At 63.2% G+C, this 17,769-nt stretch carries 12 protein-coding genes; 9 read left to right on the forward strand and 3 right to left on the reverse strand.

Annotated elements, in window-relative coordinates:
* The first annotated feature begins 108 nt into the window (after positions 1-108).
* From EFB14_RS24670 to EFB14_RS24690, 5 genes are all read left to right on the forward strand, one after another.
* The gene (locus EFB14_RS24670) at positions 109-3,309 is read left to right on the forward strand and encodes an efflux RND transporter permease subunit (protein ID WP_126829253.1); all 3,201 of its coding nucleotides are present in this window, start codon (positions 109-111) and stop codon (positions 3,307-3,309) included.
* Positions 3,310-3,469: 160 nt separating this feature from the next.
* On the forward strand, positions 3,470-4,381 hold the full coding sequence (locus EFB14_RS24675; protein ID WP_126829254.1) for an NAD(P)-dependent oxidoreductase: 912 nt from the start codon (positions 3,470-3,472) through the stop codon (positions 4,379-4,381).
* Complete coding sequence (locus EFB14_RS24680; protein ID WP_126829255.1) at positions 4,378-6,162, forward strand: IlvD/Edd family dehydratase; 1,785 nt, start codon at positions 4,378-4,380, stop codon at positions 6,160-6,162. Before EFB14_RS24675 ends, EFB14_RS24680 begins: the two co-directional genes overlap by 4 nt.
* A gap of 143 nt (positions 6,163-6,305) precedes the next feature.
* Positions 6,306-8,123: a putative bifunctional diguanylate cyclase/phosphodiesterase gene (locus tag EFB14_RS24685; protein ID WP_126829256.1), complete on the forward strand. Its 1,818-nt coding sequence runs from the start codon at positions 6,306-6,308 to the stop codon at positions 8,121-8,123.
* A gap of 300 nt (positions 8,124-8,423) precedes the next feature.
* Complete coding sequence (locus EFB14_RS24690) at positions 8,424-9,272, forward strand: GNAT family N-acetyltransferase (protein WP_126829257.1); 849 nt, start codon at positions 8,424-8,426, stop codon at positions 9,270-9,272.
* 3 nt (positions 9,273-9,275) lie between these two features.
* On the opposite strand, the gene EFB14_RS24695 is transcribed toward EFB14_RS24690, so the two are convergent.
* The gene (locus tag EFB14_RS24695) at positions 9,276-10,193 is read right to left on the reverse strand and encodes a DMT family transporter (RefSeq protein ID WP_126829258.1); all 918 of its coding nucleotides are present in this window, start codon (positions 10,191-10,193) and stop codon (positions 9,276-9,278) included.
* Between the two features lie 191 nt (positions 10,194-10,384).
* Here EFB14_RS24695 and EFB14_RS24700 point away from each other — a divergent pair, with 191 nt between their 5' ends.
* Both EFB14_RS24700 and EFB14_RS24705 read left to right on the forward strand, forming a co-directional pair.
* Entirely contained in the window at positions 10,385-11,683 is a 1,299-nt protein-coding gene (locus EFB14_RS24700) for an adenylosuccinate synthase (protein ID WP_126829259.1), read from the forward strand.
* 60 nt (positions 11,684-11,743) lie between these two features.
* Positions 11,744-14,257, forward strand: a complete 2,514-nt coding sequence (locus tag EFB14_RS24705; RefSeq protein ID WP_126829260.1) for a hypothetical protein — start codon at positions 11,744-11,746, stop codon at positions 14,255-14,257.
* 115 nt (positions 14,258-14,372) lie between these two features.
* Here the strand turns inward: EFB14_RS24705 and rpoH are convergent, their stop codons facing one another.
* Together rpoH and EFB14_RS24715 are read right to left on the reverse strand one after the other, a co-directional pair.
* Positions 14,373-15,281: an RNA polymerase sigma factor RpoH gene (gene rpoH / locus EFB14_RS24710; protein ID WP_125845194.1), complete on the reverse strand. Its 909-nt coding sequence runs from the start codon at positions 15,279-15,281 to the stop codon at positions 14,373-14,375.
* Between the two features lie 190 nt (positions 15,282-15,471).
* The gene (locus EFB14_RS24715; protein ID WP_126829261.1) at positions 15,472-16,497 is read right to left on the reverse strand and encodes an RluA family pseudouridine synthase; all 1,026 of its coding nucleotides are present in this window, start codon (positions 16,495-16,497) and stop codon (positions 15,472-15,474) included.
* A gap of 41 nt (positions 16,498-16,538) precedes the next feature.
* On the opposite strand from EFB14_RS24715, the gene EFB14_RS24720 reads away from it, so the two are divergent.
* Together EFB14_RS24720 and EFB14_RS24725 are read left to right on the forward strand one after the other, a co-directional pair.
* The gene (locus EFB14_RS24720; RefSeq protein WP_126829262.1) at positions 16,539-16,925 is read left to right on the forward strand and encodes a hypothetical protein; all 387 of its coding nucleotides are present in this window, start codon (positions 16,539-16,541) and stop codon (positions 16,923-16,925) included.
* Between the two features lie 7 nt (positions 16,926-16,932).
* Positions 16,933-17,757, forward strand: coding sequence for a TrmH family RNA methyltransferase (locus EFB14_RS24725; RefSeq protein WP_126829263.1), 825 nt, complete (start codon positions 16,933-16,935; stop codon positions 17,755-17,757).
* Positions 17,758-17,769 lie beyond the last annotated feature (12 nt).

Here is a 17,769-nt window from a genome sequence, read left to right on the forward strand (position 1 = left end):
TCCCCATCTCGGGGAGGGCCGATATCCGAAATGACATGACCCGCCGGCGGCTGACAAACCGCCGGAGAGGGACGTTGCATCCATGTTCACCCCGGAGAGGGCTTTGATATGAACATCTCCAGATTCTTTGTGGACCGCCCGGTCTTTGCCGGCGTTCTTTCGGTCCTCATCGTGGTTGCCGGCCTGATCGGCCTGCGCGCGCTGCCGATTTCCGAATATCCGGAAGTCGTGCCGCCGTCGATCGTCGTGCGCGCCACCTATCCCGGCGCCAACCCCTCCGTCATCGCCGAAACGGTGGCGACGCCGCTCGAAGAGCAGATCAACGGCGTCGAGGGCATGCTCTATATGTCCAGCCAGGCGACATCGGACGGCGTGCTCAACGTGACCGTCACCTTCACGCTCGGCACCGATCCCGATAAGGCGCAGCAGCTCGTCCAGAACCGCGTTTCGCAGGCCGAACCGCGCCTGCCGGCCGAAGTCCGCGCCCTCGGCATCACCACGGTCAAGAGTTCGCCCAACTTCATCATGGTCGTGAACCTCGTCTCCGACGGGGACAATCACGACATCACCTATCTTCGCAACTACGCGACCCTGAACATCAAGGATCGGCTCGCCCGCATCGCAGGCGTCGGTCAGGTGCAGGTCTTCGGCGCCGGCGATTACTCCATGCGTGTCTGGATCGACCCGCAGAAGGCTGCCGAGCACAATCTTGCCGCCAGCGACATCAGCAACGCGATCAGCTCCCAGAACGTTCAGGCCGCCGCCGGCATTATCGGCGCCTCGCCGAGCCAGCCGGGTGTGGATCTGCAGCTCAACGTGAATGCCCAGGGCCGCCTGCGCACGCCCGAGGAATTCGGCAGTATCATCGTCAAGACGGGCGCCAATGGCGAGATCACCCGCCTTCGCGATGTCGCCCGCATCGAACTCGGTGCCGCCGATTATACGCTGCGTTCGCTGCTCGACGGCAAGCCGGCCGTTGCCGTTGCCGTCCTCCAGGCGCCCGGTTCGAACGCCATCGAGATTGCCGACAATGTACGCGCGACCATGGATCAGCTGCAGCTCGCCATGCCCCAGGGCGTCAAGTACGAGATCGTCTACGATACGACGAAATTTGTACGCGCCTCGATCGAGAAGGTCATCGATACGCTGCTTGAGGCTATCGCGCTCGTCGTCCTCGTCGTCATCGTCTTCCTGCAGACGTGGCGCGCCTCGATCATTCCGCTGATCGCAGTTCCGGTCTCGATCATCGGCACCTTCGCGGTCATGTATGTCTTCGGCTTCTCGATCAACGCGCTCAGCCTGTTCGGCCTGGTGCTTGCGATCGGTATCGTCGTGGACGACGCGATCGTGGTGGTCGAAAACGTCGAGCGCAATATCGAGCAAGGCCTGTCGCCGCGGGCTGCCACTTACAAGGCCATGAAGGAAGTCTCCGGTCCGATCGTCGCGATCGCGCTGGTGCTCGTCGCGGTCTTCGTGCCGCTCGCCTTCATTTCCGGCTTGTCGGGCCAGTTCTATCGCCAGTTCGCGCTGACGATCGCCATCTCGACCGTGATTTCGGCCTTCAACTCGCTGACGCTCTCTCCGGCGCTGGCGGCCCTTCTGTTGAAGGGCCATCATCAGCCAAAGGATTGGCTGACGCGGTTCATGGACGCCATCTTCGGCTGGTTCTTCCGCGGCTTCAACCGCGTCTTCGGCGCGGGCTCGAATGCCTATGGCAAGGGTGTGGGCGGCTTGCTGTCGCGCAAGAGCATCGTCATGGTGATCTATCTGGCGCTGGTCGGTGCGACCTACAGCCTGTTCAGCACGGTCCCCGGCGGCTTCGTGCCGTCACAGGACAAGCAGTATCTGATCGGCTTCGCCCAGTTGCCGGATGCCGCAAGCCTCGACCGCACGGAAGACGTCATCAAGCGCATGACCGACATCGCGCTCGCGCAGCCGGGTGTCGCCAATGCGATCGCTTTTCCGGGGCTGTCGATCAACGGCTTCACCAACTCGTCCAATGCCGGCATCGTCTTCGTGACGCTGAAGGATTTCGAGGAGCGCAAGACGCCTGATCTCGCCGGTGGCGCCATCGCCATGGCGCTGAACCAGAAGTTTGGCGTCATCCAGGATGCCTTCATCGCCATGTTCCCGCCGCCGCCGGTCAACGGCCTCGGCACGACGGGCGGTTTCAAGCTGCAGATCGAGGATCGCGCCGGCTTGGGTAACCAGGCCCTCGACGAAGCAACCAAGGCAGTCCTTGCCAAGGCCTACCAGACGCCTGAGCTTGCCGGGCTGTTCTCCAGCTTCCAGATCAACGTGCCGCAGCTCTATGCCGATCTTGACCGCGCCAAGGCCGAGCAGCTCGGGGTTTCCGTTACCGACGTCTTCCAGACGCTGCAGATCTATCTCGGTTCGCTCTATGTGAACGACTTCAACGCCTTCGGCCGCACCTACAGCGTCCGTGTGCAGGCCGATGCGAAATTCCGCGCCCAGCCGGAAGACATCGGCCAGTTGAAGGTCCGTTCGGCATCGGGTCAGATGATCCCGCTTTCGGCCTTGCTGAAGGTCGAACCGAGCACTGGTCCGGAACGCGCGAACCGCTATAACGGCTTCCTCGCCGCCGATATCAACGGCGGCCCGGCGCCGGGCTTCTCTTCCGGTCAGGCACAGGCCGCCATCGAGAAGATCCTTCACGAGACCCTGCCCGCGGGCGTCGACTTCGAATGGACGGATCTGACCTATCAGCAGATCCTTGCCGGCAATTCGAGCATCGTCGTCTTCCCCCTGGCGCTGCTGCTGGTCTTCCTGGTGCTTGCCGCCCAGTATGAAAGCCTGACCCTGCCGCTTGCGATCATCATGATCGTTCCGATGGGTGTTCTGGCTGCGCTGACAGGCGTCTGGCTCACCGGTGGAGACAACAACATCTTCACCCAGATCGGTCTCGTGGTGCTTGTCGGTCTATCGGCGAAGAACGCGATCCTCATCGTGGAATTCGCCCGCGAACTGGAGTTCGAGGGCAGGACGCCGCGCGAGGCCGCGATCGAGGCCAGCCGCCTGCGTCTTCGCCCGATCCTCATGACCTCCATGGCTTTCATCATGGGCGTCGTGCCGCTCGTCGTCTCCACAGGCGCCGGCGCGGAGATGCGCGCGGCCATGGGTGTCGCGGTCTTCTCGGGCATGATCGGCGTGACCTTCTTCGGCATCTTCATGACGCCTGTCTTCTACGTGCTGCTGCGGCGGCTGACGGGCAACCGTCCGCTCGTCCAGCACAAGCCGGACGAACACAAGGAGGAAGAGGCGGAGGTCATCCGGCTCGCGGCGGAATAAACGGAATTCAACCTTCCTTTGTCGAGTAAATCGGGCGGGAACTTCGGTTCTCGCCCGTATCGTTTTCAAACCATTGGACAAAAATGCGCCACGTCCGTCAAAACGGTTTGCAACGCCTGATGAGGGGACTATCAAAGACGGGCAACAGTTGGAGGACTGAATGACAGCTTCGGGTAAAGGCCAGGACCGCAGGCGGATCGCCTTTCTCGGTGCCGGCCTGATGGGCGCGCCGATGGCTCGCCGGCTGATCGGCGTGGGTTTTGCCGTTACCGTCTGGAACCGCGATCCCGGCAAGGCCGCACCACTTGCGGCAGACGGTGCGGTCTGCGCGGAAACACCCGCAGATGCCGTTTCGGGCGCCGATGTCGTCATTACCATGCTGACCAATGCCGAGGCGGTGGGGAACGTGCTGTTCGAGCGGGGGGCTGCCGATGCGATCACGTCGGGTGCTACCGTGATCGACATGAGTTCGATCGCCCCGCATTTTGCCCGCGACCATGCGGCAAGGCTTGCCGAACGCGGCATCCATCATGTCGATGCGCCGGTTTCCGGCGGCGTCGTCGGGGCGGAAGCCGGTACGCTCGCGATCATGGCCGGCGGCGACAAGGACGTGATCGACGGACTTCAGGATATCTTTGCGCCGATGGGGCGCGTGATCCGGGTCGGCCCAAGCGGGGCAGGCCAGCTTGCCAAGCTTGCCAACCAGCAGATCGTCGCGGTGACGATCGGCGCCGTGGCCGAAGCGATGGTGCTGATCGAAGCGGGCGGCGGCTCGCCGGCGGCCTTCCGGGACGCCATCCGCGGCGGCTTTGCCGAGAGCCGGATCCTTGAGCTCCACGGCAAGCGCATGGTCGAGCGGCAGTTTGCGCCCGGCGGCTCCTCCAGCAACCAGCTGAAGGATCTGAACGCCGCCATGGAGACGGCGAAAGCTTTGGCGTTGACGCTGCCATTGACGGCGGCAGTGCACACAGAATTCGGTGCATTCGTCGCCAATGGCCATGGCGAGAAGGATCATAGCGGCCTGCTTCTTCATCTCGAAGAGAAGAACGGCCGGCCGGGAGGAAAGCAGTGACGGACAGCCAATCACCCAAACGGCGCCTTCGTTCGCAGGACTGGTTCGACAATCCCGATCACATCGACCTGGCGGCGCTCTATCTCGAGCGTTTCATGAATTACGGCATCACGCCGGAAGAGCTGCGCTCCGGCAAGCCGATCATCGGGATCGCCCAGAGTGGCAGCGACCTTACCCCCTGCAACAGGGTGCATGTCGAGCTCGCCAAGCGCGTGCGCGACGGCATCCGCGATGCGGGCGGCATTCCGATCGAGTTTCCGACGCATCCGATGTTCGAAAACTGCAAGCGCCCGACGGCGGCACTCGACCGCAATCTCGCCTATCTCGGCCTCGTCGAAATCCTTTATGGCTATCCGCTCGACGGCGTCGTGCTGACGACCGGCTGCGACAAGACCACGCCTTCTGCGATCATGGCGGCTTCGACGGTCGATATCCCGGCGATCGTGCTCTCCGGCGGACCGATGCTCGACGGCTGGCACGAGGGAGAACTTGTGGGCTCCGGCACGGTGATCTGGCGGATGCGGCGCAAATATGCGGCAGGCGAGATCGATCGAGAAGAGTTCCTGCAGGCAGCGCTTGATTCAGCACCTTCGGTCGGCCACTGCAACACAATGGGAACCGCCTCGACGATGAACGCGCTTGCCGAGGCGCTCGGCCTTTCGCTGACCGGGTGCGGCGCCATTCCGGCTGCTTATCGCGAGCGTGGCCAGATGGCCTATCGCACCGGGCGGCGCGCCGTCGAGATCGTGTTCGAGGACCTGAAGCCATCGGATATCCTGACGCGCGAGGCTTTCCTCAATGCGATCCGCACCAATTCGGCGATCGGCGGCTCGACCAATGCACAACCGCATCTGGCCGCCATGGCGAAGCATGCCGGCGTCGAACTCCATCCCGACGACTGGCAGGTCCACGGCTTCGATATCCCGCTGCTTGCGAATGTCCAGCCGGCCGGCGCCTATCTCGGCGAGCGTTATCATCGCGCCGGCGGCACGCCGGCGATCATGTGGGAGCTGCTGCAGGCCGGAAAGCTCGACGGCAACTGCCCTACGGTGACGGGAAGGTCAATGGCCGAGAACCTCGAAGGACGCGAGGCCAGCGACCGCGAGGTCATCCGGCCGTTCGGCGAGCCGCTGAAGGAGCGGGCGGGCTTCCTCGTTCTCAAGGGCAATCTCTTCGATTTCGCCATCATGAAAATGAGCGTGGTCTCGGAGGATTTTCGCCGGCGCTATCTCCAGGAGCCGGGGCGAGAAGGCGTCTTCGAGGGCAGGGCGGTGGTTTTCGACGGTTCGGAAGACTATCACAAGCGCATCAACGATCCTGAACTCGGCATCGACGAGAACACCATCCTCGTCATTCGCGGCGCGGGGCCGATCGGCTGGCCAGGTTCGGCCGAGGTCGTCAACATGCAGCCGCCGGACCATCTGCTCAGGAAGGGCATCCTCAGCCTGCCGACCATCGGCGACGGCCGCCAGTCAGGCACCGCCGACAGCCCCTCGATCCTCAACGCCTCGCCGGAGAGTGCCGCCGGCGGCGGCCTTGCCTGGCTTCTCAGCGGCGACCTCATCCGCATCGACTTCAATGAGGGGCGTTGCGATATGCTGGTCGAGGACGCCGAGATCGAGCGGCGCAAGGGCAACGGCATTCCGCCGGTGCCGGCGGATGCGACGCCCTGGCAGCGGATATATCGGCGCTCGGTCACGCAGTTGTCGGACGGCGCAGTGCTGGAAGGAGCAGCGGATTTCCGACAGATCGCCAAAACTCCGCCGCGGCACAACCACTGATCTGGAGGTTGGCGGCTTCAAGAGGTCGGACTGCAACCCCCTTGATCCAAAAGGGGAAAGCCGTAACGAACAGTTCACCTAGTAACTAGTTCGGCCCTTGAGACAAGGCTTCTTTAATGCCGGCTTGAGACCATATTGCCAGTATGGAAGTTGCCAAGGTTGAGACCGCGTTGCCAGAAAATAAGTCCACACGATCCGAACAAGAGTTTCAGGATCTTCTGCGCCGGCTCGAACTCGCCCTAGATGCATCCCAGATCGGTGTCTGGGAGCACAGCATCGCCAGGGACGGGATCCTATGGGATGCGCAGATGCACCGGCTCTACGAGACCGGCGAGACATGCCGGAATGTGCCGGCATGGTTCTGGTCGAAAGCGATCCATCCCGATGATCGAGAGCGGGCCGAGCGCGACTTCGAGCAGGCGATCGCGGCGCGCGGCGCTTATAATTCGCAATTCCGTATCGTGCTGCCGAGCGGCGAAATCCGTCATCTGCGCTCGCGCGCGCATTTCTACGTGGATGCGGAGGGCCTGCCCTCCTTCATCGGCGCCGAATGGGATGTGACCGCCGACGTGCAGCTCAATGCCGAACTTGCGCGGCAGAAGGTGGTGGCCGAGGCGCGAGCGCTGGCGCTCGAGGAAAGCAATGCGCGCATCGAACATGTCGCCGATCACGACTATCTCACCGGTTTGCCGAACCGGCGCCTTCTCGACAAACGGCTGGCGGAGCTGCCGTCCGACAGGGGCATCACGACGCTTGCCGTGCTGCATCTCGACCTCGACCAGTTCAAGCAGATCAACGACAGCCACGGCCATGCGGCGGGCGACGCGGTGCTGAAGGCGGCGGCTCTACGCATTACCGCCGCCATTCCTGGCAATGGCTTGGTCGCACGCGTCGGCGGCGACGAATTCGTCATCGTGCTGGTCAATTTCACCGATCTGGCCGAACTGAAGCTGATCACGGAGGACCTGCAGCGCCGGCTCAGGAAGAAGATCCGCTTCGGCGAGGAGATGTTGCAATCCGGCGCCTCGATCGGCGTTTCCTGGAGCGGCGATCGGCGGGCGCGCAACCTGCTTGCCGAATCCGACCTCGCGCTCTACCAGGCCAAAAAGCTCGGACGAAACCGCGTCGAATTCTTCACGCGGCAATTGCAGGAGGACCTGCGCGCCAAGCGCCGCCTTGCCGAGGAGCTGAAGCACGGGCTGGAGCGCGGCGAGATCGTTCCCTATTATCAGGTGCAGCTCGACGCCCGCACACGGCAGATTATCGGCTTCGAGGCGCTGGCGCGCTGGAAACATCCCGAGAAGGGCGTGCTCGCCCCCGGCATATTCCTGAAGATCGCCGATGAGCATGGGCTTTCGGCTGATATCGACGCGGCGATCCTGAAAAGTGTTCTCCAAGACCGGCTGTTCTGGCTGCTGCGCGGCGTTACGGTTCCCCGCATCGCCGTCAATATCTCGGCGTCGCGTCTTGCCGACCCGGCGCTGCTCGGCAAGCTCAGGAAACTCGACATTCCGCCCGGCGTGATTGCCTTCGAGCTGGTCGAGACGATCTTCCTCGACGACAGCGACGAGAAGCTGCTCGATCATATCGGCGATATCAAACAGATGGGCATCGACATCGAGATCGACGATTTCGGATCGGGCCATGCCTCGCTGATCGGCCTCGTCAAGCTGCGGCCGAAGCGGCTGAAGATCGACCGGCAGCTCGTCACCGAGGTCGTCAGTTCCGCCGAGCAGCGGCGTGTGGTGGGATCGATCGTGGAAATCGCCAAGGCGCTCGATGTCGAGGTGATCGCCGAGGGTGTCGAGACCGAGGCGCATGCCGTCGTGCTGGCGCAGCTCGGCTGCGATGGTCTGCAGGGTTATGCCTTCGGTTATCCGGCACCGGCGGCCGATATAGAGCGGCTCTATTCATCGATGACGGGCGGGATCGAAAAGCAGAAGACCGCGATGGGCGGCTGAAATGCTTTTCCCGCCGTTCAAACCGGATGAGACGGCATCTTTTCGGTGCGACGTTTTGTTCACATCGGCTGGAAGATAATTGGCGCGCAAGTAATTTTCTTGAGCTTGCAACGGCATTGTTTCATGGTAATGCGGAAACGAAGCTTTCTGCATTGCAACGAAAAATGATTATACGCGTCGTCAAGACCATGAGCGCGGGTTTTCTCCATCATTCGCAGGTGCAATCGGAGAGCTGGGGCCTGACAACTGCTTTGCTGTTGCCGGGATGGACTTGCGGGGCATTCAATCTGGGAAGGTCGCATGAATTCGGAATTTGCCGTTCGTTCAATGCGGCCCGGCGAACTGGAGCTCGTGCTCGAATGGGCGCGTCAGGAGGGTTGGAACCCGGGGCTCGATGATTCGCTCGCATTCATCGAAGCCGATCCGTCCGGATTTTTCGTCGGCTCCATCGGTGAGGTTCCCGTCGGCTCGATCTCGGTCGTCAAATATGGCGACAGTTTCGCCTTTCTTGGCCTCTACATCGTCCATCCCGATTTTCGCGGCAAGGGTTACGGCAAGGCGATCTGGGAGGCGGGCATCGCCACGGCGAAAGGCCGGACGATCGGCCTCGACGGCGTTGCCGAACAGCAGGACAACTACCGCAAAGCGGGCTTCGAGCCCGCCTATACCACCATTCGCTACGGCGGTGTCGCCACCTCCCAGCCCACCTCGACGCTCGCCGCGCAGCCGGTGCTGGATTCCCGCCTGGAGGGACTGCAGCGCTATGATTCGGCGATCTTTCCGCAGCCGCGGGACGCCTTCCTCGCCGCCTGGTGCACGGGCCGCAAGGGACGCCGTTCGGCGGTGGTGCGCAAGAGCCACAAGATCCGTGGTTACGGCACGATCCGCCGCTGTTACGAGGGCTACAAGATCGGTCCGCTTTTCGCCAACGATACCGACAGCGCCGCTGCGCTGCTTGCCGAATTGATCCCCGAAGCGAAGGGGGCTGCGATCTTCATCGACATCCCCACTGAAAACCGTGAGGCGGTAGAGCTTGCCGAAAGCCTCGGCCTTCAACCGGTGTTCGAGACCATGCGCATGTATCGCGGGCCGGCGCCGACGATCCCGCTGAAGCATGTCTTCGGCGTGACGACGCTGGAGCTCGGTTAGGCTCTAATCCACTGGTGAGGCGGGCACGGTCGGCGCGGAAGCTTTCGGCCGGCCCTTTTCGGCGATCGCGATGCCGCCGAGCGTCAATACCAGCGCGATCATGTGGAAAGACTGGAGCCGCTCGCCGATCAGGGCGACAGAAAGCAGCGTTCCGAATACCGGCACCAGATTGATGAAAAGGCCGGCCCGGTTGGCGCCGATCGCCTCGACGCCCTTGATATAAAGGATCTGGGCCAGCAGCGACGGGAAAATCGCGGTATAGAGGGTGATGCTCCAGCCGGCCTGGTCCGGCCATAGCGCGCTGCCCCGGCCGATCTCCCAGAGAAGCAGCGGCACCGAGGTCAGCATGGCGGCGAAGGCCGGGAATGCCATCAGCGTGCGCCAGTCGACCGGCGGTTTCCAGCGCAGAAAGATCGTGTAGAGCGAATAGGCGGCGATGGCGATCAGCATCAGCCCATCGCCACGGTTCAGCTGCAACTGCAGCAGCGTGGCGAGGTCGCCATGGGCCGCCGTGAGTGCGACACCCACCAGCGTCATGCCGAAGCCGAGACATTGCGCCAGCGAGATGCCGGTGCGGAAAAAGAAGAAATTCAGCAGGAAGATCAGCATGGGAATGCCGGCCTGCTCAATGGCGACGTTGATGGCCGTCGTATATTGCACCGCCGAGTAAAGCATGGCGTTGAAGAGGGTGTAGCCGATGGCGCCGTAGCAGAGGAGCAGCGGCAGGTTCTTCCTCGCGACCGGCCAGTCCTTCTTCAGCTGCGGCACCGAGATCAGGGCGATCAGCGAGACGGCGAGGAACCAGCGCAGGAAGGTCAGCATCATCGGGCTGATATGGCCGACCGCGAGCTTGCCGGCGACCGAGTTGCCGCCCCAGCAGAGGGTGGCGATGACGAGGCAGATATAGGCCGTGGCTTGCAAGAGCGTTTTCCCCGTCTTTTCGCGATCGCCGGGCAGCGTTTTCTCAGCGGCAATAGCCCGCCGGCTGCTGATTTGTCACGTAAAAAGCCCAATCGGCTGCGACAACAGGGTCGCTTTCCCAAAAACAAAGCTTTATAGATGCGCGGGTTTGGGCAGATGCGCGGTTCCGCGCCGGTAACAGGAAGAGTTTGATGACGAACGTAGTCGTGGTCGGTTCGCAATGGGGTGACGAAGGCAAGGGCAAGATTGTCGACTGGCTTTCCGAACGTGCGGATATCGTCGTGCGCTTTCAGGGCGGACACAATGCCGGCCATACGCTCGTCATCGACGGTACGAGCTACAAGCTCTCGCTGCTGCCATCCGGTGTCGTGCGTCCCGGCAAGATGGCGGTGATCGGCAACGGCGTCGTCGTCGATCCGCATGCCCTGATCGCCGAGATCGAAAAGCTCGCGGCCCAGGGTGTCACCATCACTCCCGATAATCTGCGCATCGCCGACAATGCGACGCTCATCCTATCGCTGCACCGCGAGCTCGACGCGATGCGCGAGGATGCGGCCTCAAACAGCGGCACCAAGATCGGCACCACGCGCCGGGGCATCGGCCCGGCCTATGAAGACAAGGTCGGCCGCCGCGCCATCCGCGTCATGGATCTTGCCGATCTCGACAGCCTTTCCGGCAAGGTCGACCGTATCCTGACCCATCACAACGCACTTCGCCGCGGCCTCGGCGTCGCCGAAGTCAGCCACCAGACAATCATGGACGAGCTGACCTCGATCGCCGATCGGGTGCTGCCCTTCCGCGATACCGTTTGGCTGCTGCTCGACAGGGAGCGCCGGAAGGGCGCCCGCATCCTGTTCGAAGGCGCACAGGGCAGCCTGCTCGACATCGATCACGGCACCTATCCTTTCGTGACTTCCTCGAACACGGTGGCCGGTCAGGCTGCCGCCGGTTCCGGCATGGGGCCGGGCTCGCTCGGCTATATCCTCGGCATCACCAAGGCCTATACAACACGCGTCGGCGAAGGCCCGTTCCCGACGGAACTGACCGATGAGGTCGGCCAGTTTCTCGGCGAAAAAGGCCATGAATTCGGGACCGTGACCGGGCGCAAGCGTCGCTGCGGCTGGTTCGACGCCGCGCTTGTGCGCCAGTCGGTCGCCACCAACGGCATCACCGGCATCGCGCTCACCAAGCTCGATGTGCTCGACGGCCTCGAAGAATTGAAGATTTGCGTCGGTTATATGCTCGACGGCGAACAGATTGATCATCTTCCCGCAAGCCAGGGAGCGCAAGCTAGGGTCGAACCGATCTATGTCACGCTGGAGGGATGGAAGGAATCGACCGTGGGCGCCCGCAGCTGGGCCGATCTTCCGGCACAGGCGATCAAGTATGTTCGCCAGGTCGAAGAACTGATCGGAGCGCCTGTCGCGCTCCTTTCCACCAGCCCGGAGCGGGATGACACGATACTTGTGACCGATCCGTTTGAGGATTAAGCTCACGGGTCACTATAGGGGATAGTTCGGGAGAGTGCCGGACTTCTTGAGAAAGTACTGATGGCGGATTTTATTGCAGTTATTCGGCGGGCCGTCGACGGCCTGGCTGAAAACACCCCAGAGATGCGGGTGAAAGTGTACGATCGTGCCCGCGGCGCAGTGCAGCGGCAGCTCGAGAACATGAAGCCGCGTCCGCCGGAAGCCATGCTGCAACGCCAGCTTGAAAAGCTCGAGGCCGCCATCCGCGAAGTGGAAGGCGAACATTCCGAGGCGCTGCCGCTCGACGAGCCGGTTGCCGCCGTCACGGAACCGGAATCCTCGGAGGAACAGGCGGTTCGCGCGGAAAGCGAACCGCTGCCTGCGCCTGTCGTCGAAGAACCGGCCTACGAAGCCGATGCGGAACCGCAGGCGGTGGAGGCTGCCGCCGAGCCCGATCACGTAGAAGCTGTCGCGCCGCAGGAAGCTCAAGAAGAGCTCACGGCCGAGGAGCATCTCTCCGAGGAAGCGCCGGGCATCCCTGAGACGGCGGTTGCGGCCGAGTCTGCGTCTCCCTCGGAGACGGAGACACCTGCTCCTGCCGAAACATACTGGCATCCCTCGCATGAAGAGGAAGCGCCGGCCGAGGAATGGCATGCGGGCGAGGCGCGCGACGTCGCTGCCGAAGCCGCGTCGGACGAGGGTGAGCGCTGGGAGCCGTCTGCCGAGCATCGCTCCGAGGAGGCCGGCGAATATCATCCCGACGAGCAGCATCCCGCAGAAGGCGAAGAGATTGCGGCCGAACCGGCGACGCTGGAAAGCGAGGAGCCGGCCGCCGAGAAGGCTTACGAGCCTGTCGAGTCGCTCCAACCTGTCACGCGCGGCCTCGACCATGCAGCCCATCGGTTGATGGAGCCGGTCGCTGAGTTCGATCGTCCGCAGGAATTCGTCGAGCACAGCCGCGAGGAGCCGCTGCAGGCCGATGCCGTAGCGCATTTCGATCCCATCTGGAGCGAGCCTGCCGCCGAAACGCCGGCTCCGGCGCCGAAGGATGCCGAGACCGAATGGGCCGAAGAGGAACTCCGGCAATATTCGGAAACGGCGCCGGTCACTGCCGACGCCTCGGCACGCGCCTTCGAAGAGGTGATATCGAGCCTCGAAAAAGTGGCGCCTGCGGCCGTCATGCCGGCCGCCAAGGAAAGTTTCTCCTGGGAGACGGCCGCCTTCGACGACCTGCCGCCGATCGAGGCTGGCAACAACAAGAAGACGCCGGTCGCTTCGCATTTCGACGATGTCGATATCTTCGCGGAAGTACACGACGGCAAGCCGGCGGCGCCTGCGGGCGGCGCGCCGAGCCAGGACTGGCGCGAGGCGAAGGCGCTGCGTGGCTACGATCGCCGTGGCTCGGTTGCCGCTGACGACGATGACACCAACCCGGGAATGGATATCGACCAGATGGTCGCTTCCAAACTGCAGGGCAAGAGTTTCCGCATGGAGCCGAAGCGCCGCCGCTTCGGCATCGGCACTGTGATCACGCTCCTCTTCGCTCTCATCCTGATCGGCGGCGGCGCCTATGCCGGCTGGACGAACAGGGAGGCGCTGGTGGCGATGGTCGACGGGCTTGTCAGCTCGGCCCCGACGCAGGCAACGAAGAACGAGGCGACGACGGCGCCGGCGAGATCCGAGACGCCGGTTGAGCCGAGTGCCACGACACCGGCCAAGCCGACGACTCCGCCGGGAGCGCAGAATACTCCGGCGCCGCCGGCACAGCCGAACCAGCAGGTGGCGTCATTGAACAATGACGGCGCGGCGGCCAATTCGAAGTTTACGCAGCGGCTGCTTGCCGACGGAACCGAAGTCGACAGTGGGCCGGCAACGGTGCCGGGAACGCCGACCGCGGAAGGCAAATCGGTCGCCGAACAGAATGTTGCCGCAGCCGATACGCCGCCTGCCAGCGCGCAGGGTGATGCAGCCCCTGCCGAAACGCCGACGCCGAACGGCCCGGCGGCATCGCCGCAGCAGACCGCACCGGTCGGCTCGTCGGAAAAGATGTTCCTCTACGAGGAGCGTATCGGCCAGAGCTCGCCGACGGCAATCGAAGGATCGGTCGTCTGGAGCGTGCAGCACGAGACAGGTCAGGACGGCCGGCAGGAGGCGACGGTGCAGGGTAATGTCACCGTTCCCGAGCGTAATCTCTCGGCTCTCGTCACCTTCAAGCGCAATTCCGATCCGTCGCTGCCGGCAAGCCATCTCGTCGAGATCGTCTTCTCGGTGCCGCCGAATTTCGAAGGCGGCAGCATCGAAAGCGTCCAGCGCATCTCGATGAAGCGCACCGAGCAGGATCGTGGTGACGCGCTGATCGCGGTTCCGGCCAAGATCACCGACGATTTCCACATGATCGCGCTCAACGACTATCCCGATGCGCGCAAGGCCAATCTCGACCTGATGTCGACCCGCAACTGGATCGATATCCCGATCACCTACCGCAACGGCCGCCGCGCGCTGCTGACGATGGAAAAGGGCGGCACGGGAACGGATGCGTTCAATACCGCGATCAAGGAATGGACAGCGCTCGGGGATGTCTCGACGAGCCAGTGATGGCTCTTCCGGAGATGCCGGCGTTGCCGGCAACGGACCGGGGTGCAGCAGAGATCGATCAAAAGAAAAGGCGGGCCGCAAGGACCCGCCTTCTTCAATTCTATGACGCGGCAGCTTATGCCGTGGCTTCGACGACGCGGACGGCCTTGGCGCGTTCCAGGGCTTCCTTGCGAACGGCATCCTGGACCTTTTCGAAGGCGCGGACCTCGATCTGGCGGACGCGTTCGCGGCTGATGTCGAATTCCGCCGAGAGGTCTTCCAGCGTCACCGGATCCTCGGCGAGGCGGCGAGCTTCGAAGATGCGGCGCTCGCGCTCGTTCAGCACGCTCATCGCTTTCGCCAGCATGCGCCGACGGGTGTCGAGCTCATCCTGTTCGATCAGCACGTCTTCCTGGCTGTCGTGATCGTCCACCAGCCAATCCTGCCACTGGCCGCTGTCGCCTTCGGCCGCCTTGATCGGCGCGTTCAGCGATGCGTCGCCGGAGAGGCGGCGGTTCATCGAAATGACCTCCTCCTCCGAGACCTTAAGCTTGGTGGCGATTTCCGAGACATGCTCCGGCTTCAGGTCGCCATCGTCAATTGCCTGGATGCGGCCTTTCAGCCGGCGCAGGTTGAAGAACAGGCGCTTCTGATTGGCGGTCGTGCCCATCTTCACCAGCGACCACGAGCGCAGGATATATTCCTGGATCGAGGCCTTGATCCACCACATGGCATAGGTGGCGAGGCGGAAGCCGCGCTCGGGATCGAACTTCTTGACGGCCTGCATCAGGCCGACGTTGCCCTCGGAGACGACTTCGCCGATCGGCAGGCCGTAGCCGCGATAACCCATGGCGATCTTCGCGACGAGGCGAAGATGGCTGGTGACGAGCTTGTGGGCGGCATCGCGGTCGCCGTGCTCGGCATAACGTTTCGCAAGCATGTATTCCTGCTGCGGCTCGAGCATCGGAAACTTGCGGATTTCGTCGAGATAACGATTGAGACCGGCTTCGCCGGCTGTAATGGACGGCAAGGTATTTCGGGCCATAGTGCACCCTCCTAAAGTGGATTCCGGTTCCCGATGAAAACGCGCCCCCGCGTTGAAAAGGCAAACCGGGACGTGCGGCTCTCTACCCAAGCCCGCACTAAGTCCATGTACAGATAAGTATGGCAAAACGGCGATTCAAGGTGCCACTCACGCAGGTGTGAGCGGGAAGAGCGGCGTCCGGAGCCGCCCTTTATCCCCGCAATGCCTCGACCAATTCCACCATGTCATCCGGCATCGGGACCTCGAAATGCATGACTTCGCCGGTGCGGGGGTGCTCGAATTGCAGCATGAAGGCATGCAGCGCCTGGCGGCCGAAACCGTTGACGACCTTGCGGATCTCTTCGGGCAGAAGATTGGCCTTGGTCTTGAAGCCGGCGCCATAGGCCGTGTCGCCGAGCAGCGGGTGACCGATATGGGCCATGTGGACGCGGATCTGGTGGGTGCGGCCGGTTTCGAGGTGGCATTCGACCAGCGAGGCGAGCGCAGTCGCGTCGGGTTTTTCCTGGAAGCGCTCGATCACCTCGTAGTGCGTGATCGCCTCGTCGGCGTCATGGCTGTCCGGGCGCTTGACGGCGCGGCGCGTGCGGTCGCCGGTGGCGCGGCCGAGCGGGGCGTCGACCGTGCCGGTCAACGTGCGCGGCCGGCCCCAGACGATCGCCTGGTAGGCGCGCTCCAGCGGCATGGTGCGGCCGTGATCGGCAAATTGGAGCGAGAGGTGGCGATGGGCGATATCGTTCTTGGCGACGACCATCACGCCCGTCGTATCCTTGTCGAGACGGTGGACGATGCCGGGGCGGCGCACGCCGCCGATGCCGGAGAGCGTATCGCCGCAATGATGGATCAGCGCATTGACCAGCGTTCCCGTCCAGTTGCCGGGACCGGGATGAACGACGAGGCCGGCGGGCTTCGATATGACGATGACGTCTTCGTCTTCGTGGAGGATATCGAGCGGGATATCCTCGCCCAGCGGCGTCGGGTCCTCCGGCTCGGGCAAAACGATCTCGAAACTGTCGCCGACGCGCACCTTGCGCTGCGGATCGGTGACGGGCGCGCCGCGCATGAAAACCTGGCCGTCCTTGATCAGCGCCTTGATGCGGCTGCGGGAAAATTCCTCGCCGACCTGCGCCGTCAGCCAGGCGTCGAGCCGGCCTTCGGCGGTTTCATCGGCGGTCAGGACTTTTCTAATGCCAGCTGCTTGTTTAAAGGGGTCGCTCAAGACGCTTCTTCTCCGAAGTATTTTTAGAACGGAACGCACAGATGACGACGATCGAGCCAGAAGACCAGGAAGAGAAGCCCCTTGATCCGGCGATGGAAAGTGTCCGGCGCAAGATGGTCCGCCTGCAGATCGTTTCCGGGGCCATCATGTTCGTGAGCCTTATGGCGGTCTTCGGCGCGGTTGTCTACAAGGCGATGCACAGCGACGCGAAGGATGCGGCCTCCGCTGTGACCGCCTCCGGCGTGCCTTCGGATGCGCCGCTTGCGGCAACCGTTTCCCTGCCGCTTGGCTTCACGGTGCGATCCACCTCGTTTTCGGCAGGGCAGATCCTGTTCTACGGCGAAACCGCCGAGGGCAAGAATAAGGCACTGGTTTTTGACCTCAGGACCGGCCGCACCGTCGCCGACGTCGCTGTCGTGGGCAATTGAGGCCGGCATGGCCGCTGTCCCGATCACAATCGATAGTGCCGACGATCCGCGCATCGCGGAATTTCGCGATATAAGAGAGCGCGACCTGACGGGCCGTGAGAACCGCTTCATCGCCGAAGGCACTGTCGTGCTCCGCATGCTTGCCGAGGCGCATGCGGAAGGCCGCGGCTTCTCAGCCGAGAAGATCCTGCTGCTGCGCAACCGCGTCGAGGGCGTGCGGCCCATCCTGGAGCGGTTTCCGGCCGATGTCCCGGTCTATGTCGCGGATGCCGATGTGCTCGACGGTGTGGTCGGTTTTCATCTGCATCGCGGTGTTCTCGCCGTCGGCCGGCGAGAAGACCGTGGCGAGGCAGCACTTCTCGATGCACTGCCGGAACGGGCGCTGGTGCTCGTCGGCTGCGGTATTTCCAACCACGACAATGCCGGCTCGATGTTCCGTAACGCGGCTGCCTTCCGGGCGGATGCGGTGCTCCTCGACGAAACTTCCTGTGATCCGCTTTATCGCAAGGCGCTGCGCGTCTCGGTCGGATCGGTGCTGAGCGTTGCCCATCGCAGGGGCGGCAAGGCATTGGATGTGCTTCTGGCGCTTGCCGAGCGGGGCTTTGCCATCTGGACGCTTTCTCCGAACGGCAAGACCGATATCCGCGCCATCCCGCCTTCGGCGCGCATGGCGCTGGTCGTCGGCACCGAGGGGGAGGGCCTGCCGGAAGCGTTGCTTGCGCGCTTCCAGAGCGCGCGCATTCCGCAGTCGGAAGAGCTCGACAGCCTTAACGCCGCGACGGCGACGGGGATCGCGCTGTTTTCCATGGCCTCCGCGATGGGGCGGATCTGAAGCGCACAGCTT

The organism is Rhizobium fabae (assembly GCF_003985135.1).
GTDB lineage: Bacteria > Pseudomonadota > Alphaproteobacteria > Rhizobiales > Rhizobiaceae > Rhizobium > Rhizobium pisi.

Bases quoted from the DNA above. Each gene is read 5' to 3' on its own strand.
- EFB14_RS24725 (WP_126829263.1), top strand. From the start codon at position 16,933: ATGGCCGCTGTCCCGATCACAATCGATAGTGCCGACGATCCGCGCATC.
- EFB14_RS24685 (WP_126829256.1), top strand. From the start codon at position 6,306: ATGGAAGTTGCCAAGGTTGAGACCGCGTTGCCAGAAAATAAGTCCACA.
- EFB14_RS24670 (WP_126829253.1), top strand. From the start codon at position 109: ATGAACATCTCCAGATTCTTTGTGGACCGCCCGGTCTTTGCCGGCGTT.
- EFB14_RS24690 (WP_126829257.1), top strand. From the start codon at position 8,424: ATGAATTCGGAATTTGCCGTTCGTTCAATGCGGCCCGGCGAACTGGAG.
- EFB14_RS24675 (WP_126829254.1), top strand. From the start codon at position 3,470: ATGACAGCTTCGGGTAAAGGCCAGGACCGCAGGCGGATCGCCTTTCTC.
- EFB14_RS24700 (WP_126829259.1), top strand. From the start codon at position 10,385: ATGACGAACGTAGTCGTGGTCGGTTCGCAATGGGGTGACGAAGGCAAG.
- EFB14_RS24705 (WP_126829260.1), top strand. From the start codon at position 11,744: ATGGCGGATTTTATTGCAGTTATTCGGCGGGCCGTCGACGGCCTGGCT.
- rpoH (WP_125845194.1), bottom strand. From the start codon at position 15,281: ATGGCCCGAAATACCTTGCCGTCCATTACAGCCGGCGAAGCCGGTCTC.
- EFB14_RS24720 (WP_126829262.1), top strand. From the start codon at position 16,539: ATGACGACGATCGAGCCAGAAGACCAGGAAGAGAAGCCCCTTGATCCG.